Annotated in this window: 8 protein-coding genes; 7 read left to right on the top strand and 1 reads right to left on the bottom strand. The window is 68.8% G+C overall.

What is annotated here, in order from left to right:
- The 4 genes from ACH107_RS26555 to ilvD all read left to right on the top strand — a co-directional run.
- A partial coding sequence (locus ACH107_RS26555; protein WP_412508652.1) for an FtsX-like permease family protein occupies positions 1–1,232 on the top strand: 1,232 nt, incomplete at its 5' end.
- Entirely contained in the window at positions 1,222–2,265 is a 1,044-nt protein-coding gene (locus tag ACH107_RS26550; RefSeq protein ID WP_310691229.1) for a lipocalin-like domain-containing protein, read from the top strand. The genes ACH107_RS26555 and ACH107_RS26550, both read left to right, overlap by 11 nt.
- A gap of 290 nt (positions 2,266–2,555) precedes the next feature.
- A complete protein-coding gene (locus ACH107_RS26545) occupies positions 2,556–3,632 on the top strand; it encodes a lytic murein transglycosylase (RefSeq protein ID WP_412508651.1) in 1,077 nt (358 codons plus the stop codon).
- A 90-nt stretch (positions 3,633–3,722) separates the two neighbouring features.
- The gene (gene ilvD, locus ACH107_RS26540) at positions 3,723–5,480 is read left to right on the top strand and encodes a dihydroxy-acid dehydratase (RefSeq protein WP_412508649.1); all 1,758 of its coding nucleotides are present in this window, start codon (positions 3,723–3,725) and stop codon (positions 5,478–5,480) included.
- Between the two features lie 49 nt (positions 5,481–5,529).
- Here ilvD and ACH107_RS26535 read toward each other — a convergent pair whose 3' ends face one another.
- Complete coding sequence (locus tag ACH107_RS26535; RefSeq protein WP_412508648.1) at positions 5,530–6,612, bottom strand: polyheme membrane-associated cytochrome C; 1,083 nt, start codon at positions 6,610–6,612, stop codon at positions 5,530–5,532.
- Positions 6,613–6,757: 145 nt separating this feature from the next.
- On the opposite strand from ACH107_RS26535, the gene ACH107_RS26530 reads away from it, so the two are divergent.
- The 3 genes from ACH107_RS26530 to ACH107_RS26520 form a co-directional block, all read left to right on the top strand.
- Positions 6,758–8,275 (top strand): ferredoxin reductase family protein, encoded by a 1,518-nt coding sequence (locus tag ACH107_RS26530; RefSeq protein WP_310691225.1) that lies wholly within the window; start codon positions 6,758–6,760, stop codon positions 8,273–8,275.
- Positions 8,276–8,343: 68 nt separating this feature from the next.
- Positions 8,344–8,934: a MarR family winged helix-turn-helix transcriptional regulator gene (locus ACH107_RS26525; protein WP_412508646.1), complete on the top strand. Its 591-nt coding sequence runs from the start codon at positions 8,344–8,346 to the stop codon at positions 8,932–8,934.
- Between the two features lies 1 nt (position 8,935).
- Positions 8,936–9,692, top strand: a 757-nt coding sequence (locus ACH107_RS26520) for an Mrp/NBP35 family ATP-binding protein (protein WP_412508644.1), incomplete at its 3' end; no start/stop codon positions are given.

Here is a 9,692-nt window from a genome sequence, read left to right as displayed (position 1 = left end):
GGCTTGTCGCGGGCTTTGCCAGCCTGGCGTGCCTGCTGCTGGGCGCGGCGCTGGCGCTGCCGCTGGTGCTCGACCGGCTTCTGGCGCTTGGCGAGGAGCGCGCGCGGGGCGTGCGCACGCAGTGGTTCCTCGCCGACACGCGCCAGCAGTTGCCGGGTCTGAGCCTCGCGCTCATGGCGCTGCTGCTGGCGATGGCGGCGAACATCGGGGTCTCGACCATGGTGTCGAGTTTCCGGATGACCTTCACCGGGTTTCTCGATCAGCGCCTCTTTGCAGACCTTTACGTCGCGGCCGAGGACAGGGCCCAGGGCGCGGCCTTGGAGGATTTCGTTCAAGACCGGGCCGAGGCGGTCCTGCCGATCCAGTGGGTCGACACGCGGATCGCGGGCCAGCCGGCGGAAATCTATGGCACGCGGGTCGCCCCGGCCTATGCCGAGAACTGGCGTTTCATCGCGCAGGAGGGCGCTGACAGCGCCGTCTGGGACCGTGTCGCGGCGGACGCAGCGGCGATCGTGAACGAACAACTGGCCCGCCGCGCGGATCTTTGGCCTGGTGATCCGCTGCCCCTGGCGCCGGGACTGACCCTGCCCATCGCCGGGGTCATGGGCGACTACGGCAACCCGATCGGGCAGGTGATCATCGGCGAGGGGCTGTTCCAGCGCCTTTTCCCCGACGCCGCGCCCGAGCGTTTCGGCGTGGTCACCGATGATTCCGGCGCCCTGCGTGCGGCCTTGGAGGGCGACTTCGGGCTTGCCCCCGGTCAGATCACCGACCAGGCAGCCCTCAAGGATTTTTCCCTGCAGGTCTTCGAACGGACCTTCACGGTGACGGCGGCACTGAATGTCTTGACGCTGGCGGTGGCGGGCTTTGCCATCCTGATGAGCCTGCTGACCCTGGCTGCCATGCGGGTGCCGCAACTGGCCCCGGCCTGGGCGCTCGGACTGACGCGCGCCAGTCTCGGCCGGCTGGAACTGCTGCGCGCGGTGGTGCTGGCGGCGCTGACGCTGCTGGTGGCGTTGCCGCTGGGGCTGGCGCTGGCCTGGATGCTGCTGGCCGTGATCAATGTCGAAGCCTTCGGTTGGCGCCTGCCGATGTTCCTGTTCCCCGGTGACTATGCGGCGCTGGGGGGCTTTGCCCTTCTGGCGGCCCTGCTCGCTGCGCTCTGGCCCGCGTGGCGGCTGGCGCGCACACCCCCCTCGGAGCTGCTCAAGGTGTTTGCCAATGAGGCGTGATGCGATCCTGGCCCTTCTGGCGATGCTGGCCCAACCCGCGCTTGGCCAGGGCTTTGCGGGCATGGGCACCGAGGCCGAGGGATTTGCCATGCCCGCCCCGGAGCCGGTCTTCAACTTCCCTGCCGATCACGGGCCGCATCCGGACTATCGCATCGAATGGTGGTATCTGACCGCCAACCTGCAAGGGCCGGAGGGCACGCCTTACGGGCTGCAATGGACCTTGTTCCGCTCGGCCCTTGCCCCGGGCGCGGGCCCGGGATGGTCCAGCCCGCAGGTCTGGTTCGCCCATGCCGCCGTGACCACGCCCGAGGATCACTACAGCACCGAGCGCTTTGCCCGGGGCGGCATAGGTCAGGCGGGGGTGCAGGCCGACCCCTTCGTCGCAAAAATCGACGATTGGCGGCTGGCGGGGCCGTCGCTGGACGATCTCGACCTGTCCGCCAGTGGCCCCGATTTCGCCTATGACATGGCGCTGCGGGCCGAGGGGCCACTGGTGTTCCACGGCGCGCAGGGCTATTCGGTCAAGTCGGACCAGGGGCAGGCGAGCTACTATTATTCACAGCCCTTCTACCGGATCGAGGGCACTCTGAGTTTGCCGGACGGTGAGGTGCCTGTGACCGGCTCTGCCTGGCTGGACCGCGAGTGGTCCTCGCAGCCGCTTGCGGCCGATCAAACGGGCTGGGACTGGTTCTCGCTGACCCTTGAGACCGGCGACAAACTCATGGCCTTTCAACTGCGCCAGCGGGACGGGACGACCTACAGTTCGGGGACGTGGATCGCGCCGGATGGCACCACAACCGCGCTGCCCGATGGCGCGATCACGACCGAGCCGCTGACGCAGACCGAAGTCGCCGGGCGGCAGGTGCCGACGCGCTGGCGGCTTGCCCTTCCCGCGCGGGGGATGGATGTGACCGTCGCTGCCCTCAATCCCGCGGCCTGGATGGGGGTCAGCGTGCCCTACTGGGAGGGTCCGGTGACGGTCAGCGGCAGCCATGACGGCACCGGGTATCTGGAAATGACCGGCTACGAGTGACAGGGCAACGACCGGCAAAAACGGGCCCTGCGCCCGCAGCGCAAGGCCCGCACCGTTACCCGGATGCTCGTCAACGCACTGGTTACCGACAGATCGGGCGCCCGCTGCCGGGCGCCCGCAACGACCCTCGCAGCGCGAGGTTACGATTGTGCGAACGCCCGGCAAAGATCAGCCAGTGACGCGAATGGTCGATTGCCGGGCGCGCGGGGGCGGCATAGCGTGTCATCGCAATGACCCGGACCCGCCGCCACGTGCTGAGCCTGATCGCCGCCTGAAGCCTGGCCTCCTGCGTGACCGGCCCGGTGCCGGCACAGCGGGACACCGGACTGCCCGCCGATCTGCGCCCGCAACCCAACGCGGCATTCGACGCCTGGCTGGCGGGGTTTCGCACGCGCGCGGCGTCCCGGGGCCTTTCGGCCACCACACTGGCAGACGGGCTGGCCGATGCGGGCTACCTGCCCGGGGTGGTGCGCCGCGACGGCAGCCAGATCCAGACCCGCCGCAGCTTCGAGGATTACCTGTCGATCGCCACCTCGGACGCGCGGCTGGCCAAGGGTCGGGCGGCCCTGCGGCGACACGGCGACACCCTCGCCGCCGTCGAGGCCCGCTTCGGCGTCTCGCGTCACATCGTTGCCGCCATCTGGGGCGTGGAAAGTGAATTCGGCGACAAGCGCGGGCGCATTCCGGTCGTTTCGGCCACCGCGACACTGGCTTTTACCGGACGGCGCGGCGCCTTCTGGGAGGATCAGCTGACAGCCGCCCTGCGTATCCTGCAAGCGGGCGAGACACCCCCGGACAGGCTGCGGGGCAGCTGGGCCGGGGCCATGGGGCACACGCAGTTCATCCCCACATCCTATCTGGCCTTTGCCGTGGATTTCGATGGCGATGGGCGGCGCGACATCTGGGGCGACGATCCCGGCGATGCCTTGGCCTCTGCCGCAAGCTACCTGTCCCGCAACGGCTGGCGCAGCGGTCTGGCATGGGGCGAGGAGGCCGGGACCGGCACGCTTGCAGGCCGGACCATCCGCCCGCAGGCGGGCGGGCCGCGCTTTACCGTCACGGGCAATTTCGACGTGCTCAAAAGCTACAACAACTCCGATTTCTACGCCGCCACCGTGGGCCATCTGGCCGACCGGCTGGCCGGGGGCGGGCCGCTGCGTGGCGCGTTCCCGCCCGATGCCAATGGCTTGACCCGGGCCGACAGGATCGACTTGCAGCGCGCCCTGGCCGCGCGGGGTCACGAGGTCGGCCCCATCGACGGGGTCATCGGCCCGGCGACCATGGCGGCGATCCGTGATTTTCAGGCCGCGCAGGGACTGGCGGTCACCGGGCAGGCCGATCGCGCGCTGCTGGCGCGGCTGCAGTAGCGGCACCGGGGCGCGATTGCCAAACCCGTCGCTTGGCGCTACCAGAGGAGTGATCCGCGCCGACTGCCGCGCCAGACAACAGGGCCCATGATGACAAAGTTCGACAAGACCAAACTGCCCAGCCGCCACGTGACCGAAGGCCCGCAGCGCGCGCCGCACCGGTCTTACTACTACGCAATGGGCATGTCCGAGGAAGAGATCCACCAGCCGCTGGTCGGGGTCGCCACCTGCTGGAACGAGGCCGCGCCCTGCAACATCGCGCTGGCGCGCCAGGCGCAATCGGTCAAGACCGGCGTGAAAGAGGCCGACGGCAGCCCGCGCGAGTTCACCACCATCACCGTCACCGACGGCATTGCCATGGGCCACGAGGGGATGCGCAGTTCCCTGGCCAGCCGCGAGGCCATCGCCGACACCGTGGAACTGACCATGCGCGGCCATTGCTATGATGCGCTGGTGGGGCTGGCGGGCTGCGACAAGTCCCTGCCGGGGATGATGATGGCCATGGTGCGGCTCAATGTGCCCTCGGTGTTCCTCTATGGCGGGTCGATCCTGCCGGGTCGGGCACCGCAGGATGACGAGATTCCGCAGGATTTCCGCACCCGCGACCTGACCGTGCAGGACATGTTCGAGGCCGTGGGCCGCCACCAGAACCATCAGCTGTCCGACAAGGCGCTGGCGCTTCTGGAAAAGGTGGCCTGTCCCAGTTCCGGGGCCTGTGGCGGCCAGTTCACCGCCAATACCATGGCCTGTGTCTCCGAAGCGATCGGCCTCGCGCTGATGAACAGCTCCGGCATGCCCGCGCCTTACGAATCCCGCGACCAGTATGGCGAGGCCTCCGGCAAGGCCGTGATGAACCTGCTGGAACAGAACATCCGCGCGCGCGACGTCGTGACCCGCAAGAGCATGGAAAACGCCGCCCGCGTGGTGGCCGCCACGGGCGGGTCGACCAATGCCGGGCTGCACCTTCCGGCCATTGCCCACGAGGCGGGGATCGAGTTCTACCTGGAAGACGTTTGCGAGATCTTCCGCGATACGCCCTATTTCGTGGACCTCAAGCCCGGCGGGCAATACGTCGCCAAGGATCTTTACGAGGCCGGCGGCATCCCGGTGGTGATGAAGGAGTTGCGCAAGGCCGGACTGATCCACACCGACTGCCTGACGGCCAATGGCCACAGCATCGGCGAGGAACTGGACCGCATCGACCGCGAGGCCGACGGCCGCGTCATCTACCCGATCGAGAAACCGCTGACCGAGACCGGCGGCGTCGTGGGCCTCAAGGGCAACCTCGCCCCGCAGGGCGCCATCGTGAAGGTCGCCGGGATTGCCGCCGAGAACCAGGTCTTCACCGGCCCGGCGCGGGTCTTTGAGTGCGAGGAAGACGCCTTTGCCGCCGTGCGCGCCCGTGAATACCAGGAGGGCGAGGTCATCGTCATCCGCAACGAGGGGCCAGCGGGCGGGCCGGGCATGCGCGAGATGCTGGCGACCACTGCCGCACTCTCGGGGCAGGGCATGGGCAAGAAGGTCGCGCTGATCACCGATGGCCGCTTTTCCGGCGCGACCCGCGGGTTCTGCGTTGGCCATGTCGGCCCCGAGGCGGCCCATGGGGGCCCCATCGCGCTGATCGAGACCGGCGATGTCGTCACCATCGACGCCATCAAGGGCGAACTGAGCGTGGATCTGTCGGAAGACGCGCTGGCCAGGCGCAAGGAAAACTGGTCTGGCCCGCGCGAGACGATCTATGCCAGCGGGGCCATCTGGAAATTCGCGCAGATGGTCGGCGAGACCTACAAGGGCGCCGTGACGCATCCCGGCGGCAAGGCCGAAAAGCACGTCTACATGGATCTTTGATCCGACGGCGGCGCGGCCGGGGGCCATTCCCGGGCCGCGCCGCCAGTCTTCAGGGCCGCTGCAAGCCGCCGGTCTCGACCTCGATCTGCTCGGACAGGCTGACCACGCTGTCGTGCAGCAATTGCAGGGTGTAGCGCGGATTATGGGCCCAGGCTCCGGCATCCTTGGCAACCACCTGGTAATTGTAGGCGGCCATCAGCAGGCGCGGCGTCCAGCTTGCGTACTGGTTGGGATAGATCGCCTCATCCGTGTCGATGGTGCCGTCCGCGTTCCCGTCGATGAAGAAGTAGGGATAATTGTCCTTGTTGTAGCCGATGGGCGTTCCGACGACCTCGGCGGCATAGGCCCGGATTGCCTCGTTCAGGACGGCGTGCAGGCCCTCGATCTCGTCGCGGATGCCGCCGCTGGTCACGCCGTCGCCGTCGAAATCGGCGGGCTGGGTGCGGATCGCGGTGATATCATCGACGCCCTGGTGGCAGGCGACACAGCCATCGGTGGCCACCTCGGTGCTGTGCGGCTCGTGGCAGGCCACGCAGGTGTTGGCGCTGGGCACATGGGCAAAGCGCCCGGCGTAGCTCTGGCCGTCATACTCGAATCCGCCGCTGACCTCGGAGCCGTGCATCACCGCGGCGGCCACGCCGTAATGGACATTGATGAAGGACAGGTCCTCGGACACGGTGTCGGGGTCCATGCCGTCGATCGCCTGGGTCACGCTGCCGGTCGAGGCGCGCCCGGAATGGCACATTGTGCAGGTCGCATTGCCGCCCAGCCCCGAGACTGTCACGCCCGAGGGGAAGGGCACCGCGTCCAGCGCCTCGGCCTCGGAGACATGGCACGACGCGCAGCCGATCACCGAGTTGATCGTGCCGGGGTGATCCACGACGCCCGCCTCGGTGCCATCGGCGCCCAGCCAGTCCAGCATGCCGGATTCCGAGTGACAGGCCGCGCAGGCCTCGGGCACCGCGCCATCCTCGTTCCAGTGCGTGAAAGAGGGCGAATCATGGTCGCCATGCGGCCCCATGAGCCAGGCCTCGGTGATGTCGGTCACGCTCATGTCCTGCGCGGCGAGGGGCGGTGCAAGCGCCACAAGGAACGTGGAAAGGGCAAGTGTTTTCATGGAAAAGGGCATCATGAAGGACTCTCCTGGGTCGGCTATCGTTGGTTGGGTGGTTCAGGCAAGATGCTACCATAGGGGCAGAGCCACGTGGTGACCGAAATCAGGGATGCGCGAACCCCCGCGGCAAGTCATTGGGAAACGCGCCACAGCAGGAGCAGAGATGCAGGACAGTGTGACGGAGCCGGACCGGGCACCCGACCAAAGCGGTCAGCCGACAGCGCATGCTCCCCCACAAGACGGGGCAGGGCAGGGGCCGCGCCTGCCCGTGGGGGTGGTGGCCGCGCTCTACCTCGTGGTCTGTCTCGTGCCGCTCGTCCTCGCCCTGATGCGGGACGTCGCCCCCACCGTGACATGGGAAATCGCCGCGGCCGGCCTGGGGCTGATCGGGCTGGCCGCCATGGCGGTGCAGTTCGTCACCTCGGGCCGGTTCCAGCTGATTTCCGGGCGGCTGGGGATCGACCGGGTCATGGCCTTTCACAAGACCGCCGCCTGGTGGGTGCTGGGCGCGCTTCTGCTGCACCCGCTGGCCTATGTGGTGCCGACCGTGCAGGCCGATCCGGCGCTGGGTCTCGAACGGCTGATCGCCTATCTGACCCTGCCGCAGTATCGCACCGGCGTGATTGCGCTGGGCGCGCTGGCGCTGCTGGTGCTGGGCTCGGCCCTGCGCGAGCGCCTGCCGCTGCGTTATGAGGCCTGGCGCGGGGCGCATGTGGTCCTGGCCATCACGGCCGTCGCGGGCGGGTTGCACCATGCCGCCACCGTGGGCCGCTTCAGTGTCCTGGGGGCGTTGCAGGGCTACTGGTGGGGCGTGGGGGCCGCGGTCGCGGGCATTCTCGCCGTGCTCTACGGGTTGCGCTGGGCACGGCTGCACCGGCGGCCCTGGCGACTAGCCTCGGTCACGCGGCGGGCCGACCGCATGTGGGAGCTGGACATCCAGCCCGCGCCGGGCACCGCGCCTATGCCCTATCGCGCCGGGCAGTTCGTCTGGATCACTGAAGGCGCGCGGCGCTTCCCATTGTTCGATCACCCCTTTTCCATTGCCGACAGCCCCCGGCGCGCGGGCCTGCGCCTGATTGTCAAGGAAGCGGGCGATTTCACCAACCGGATCGGCGATCTTGCCCCCGGCACACCGATGGGCGTGGACGGGCCCTATGGGCATTTCACGCTGGAGGGGCACGCGGACGACGCGGTGCTGCTGATCGCGGGTGGTGTCGGCGTCGCGCCGATCATGGGGCTTTTGCGCGATCTGCGCGCGCGCGGCCATGATCGGCCCGTGCGGCTGGCCTATGCGGTGGGCACCCCGGACAACCTGGCCTGCGCCGATGAGATTGCGGCGGCCGCCGGGGACCTCGACCTCGAGACCCTGCTGCTGAGCGAGACCCCGGGGCCGGACTGGCCGGGCGAGGTGGGGCGGCTGGACCGCGCGCGGCTGCAGGACATGCTGCGCGACCTCGACCCGCAGCAGACAATGGCGATGATGTGCGGCCCCGGCCCGATGGTGACAGCCGTCGCCGACACGCTGATCGACCTCGGATTGCCCATGGAGCGGGTCCTGTATGAACGGTTCGACTATTCCGAGGGGGCCTCGCGGCTGGATCGGCGGTTGCGGCGGCGGTTCCTGGCGCTGGGCGCGGGGCTGGCCCTCGGGCTGGCCGGCTTCGTGGCCCTGCTGGGCTGATGGGGCGGCGACCCGCGATTGCACCGCGTGGTCTTGAGAAACTGGTTTCGGATCGCTACCTCTTGTTCATGACGACTGCCACCGCCGACCCGGAGATGATCGCCGAACTGCTGGTCCACCTGGGCCGGCTGGCCCGCGGTGAAGGCACCGCCGCCCGGCTGACGCCGGCGCAATGGGCCTGCCTTAGGTTCTTTGCCCGCGCCAATAACAGCACGCGGACGCCGTCGGGCTTTGCCGGCTTTCAGGCGACGACCCGCGGCACCGCCTCGCAGATCATCAAGTCGCTCGAGGGGCGGGGCCTGCTGGTCCGCCGCCGGTCGGAACAGGACAGGCGCAGCGTGCGCTTCGATCTGACCGACAGCGGCGCGGCCATGCTCGATCAGGACCCGCTGGGTGACCTGATGGGCGTCATCGGCACGCTGGAGGCCACCGAACAGGCCCGTTTCCGGGCGACGCTGACAAGGGTCGCCGCGGCCCTGGCCCTGCACCGCGACGTGCCCGCCTTCGGGTCCTGCCGCGATTGCGGGCACTTTTCGGACACCGGAGGGCGCGCGCACTGCGCCTGCATGGCCGCCGACCTGGGCCGGACCGAGATCGACAGGCTATGCGCCAGTTTTGCCGCAGAAAATGGCGACGCGACGCCCCCTGAAGGAGACTGAGATGACAAGAAAAGAGCCCCGCATGATCGCCATCAGCAGCGGCAAGGGCGGTGTGGGCAAATCCACCGTCACCGCCAATATCGCCGTGGCCATGGCCGAGGCCGGGCTGGCCGTGGGGGTGGTGGATGCCGATATCTACGGCCCCTCGATCCCGCGAATGCTGGGCATCGGGGCGGGCAAGCCCACCATGACCCCGGACGAAAAGGTTGTCCCGGCCCGCGCGCATGGGGTCAAGGTGATTTCCATGGCGATGCTGACCGATGACGACAAGCCGGCGATCCTGCGCGGGCCCATGGTGACGAAATACCTGCAGATGTTCGTCCGCCAGGTGGACTGGGGCGAACTGGATGTGCTGCTGCTGGATCTGCCGCCGGGGACGGGCGACATTCAGCTGACGCTGGCGCAGGCCTTCCCGCTGTCTGGCGCGGTGGTGGTCAGCACGCCGCAGGACGTCAGCCTCAAGATCGCGCAGCGGGGCCTGCGCATGATGGAACAGGTCAACGTGCCGATCCTCGGCGTGATCGAGAACATGAGCGGCTTTACCTGTCCGTCCTGCGGGACGGTCACCCATATCTTCCACCAGGGCGGTGGCGAGGCCATCGCCCGCGATCTGGGCGTCGATTTTCTGGGCAGCGTGCCGCTGGACCCGCATGTGGTCGATTGCGGCGACACGGGCCGCCCGCTGGTGCAGGCCGCGCCCGACGGACCTGCGGCGCAGGCCTACCGCGACATCGCGGCGGCGCTGGGCGGTGGGGGCG

The sequence above is a fragment of the Roseovarius halophilus (ex Wu et al. 2025) genome (genome assembly GCF_047086965.1).
Note: the sequence above shows the minus strand (reverse complement) of the source record. Positions and strands in the feature narration are given on the sequence as shown.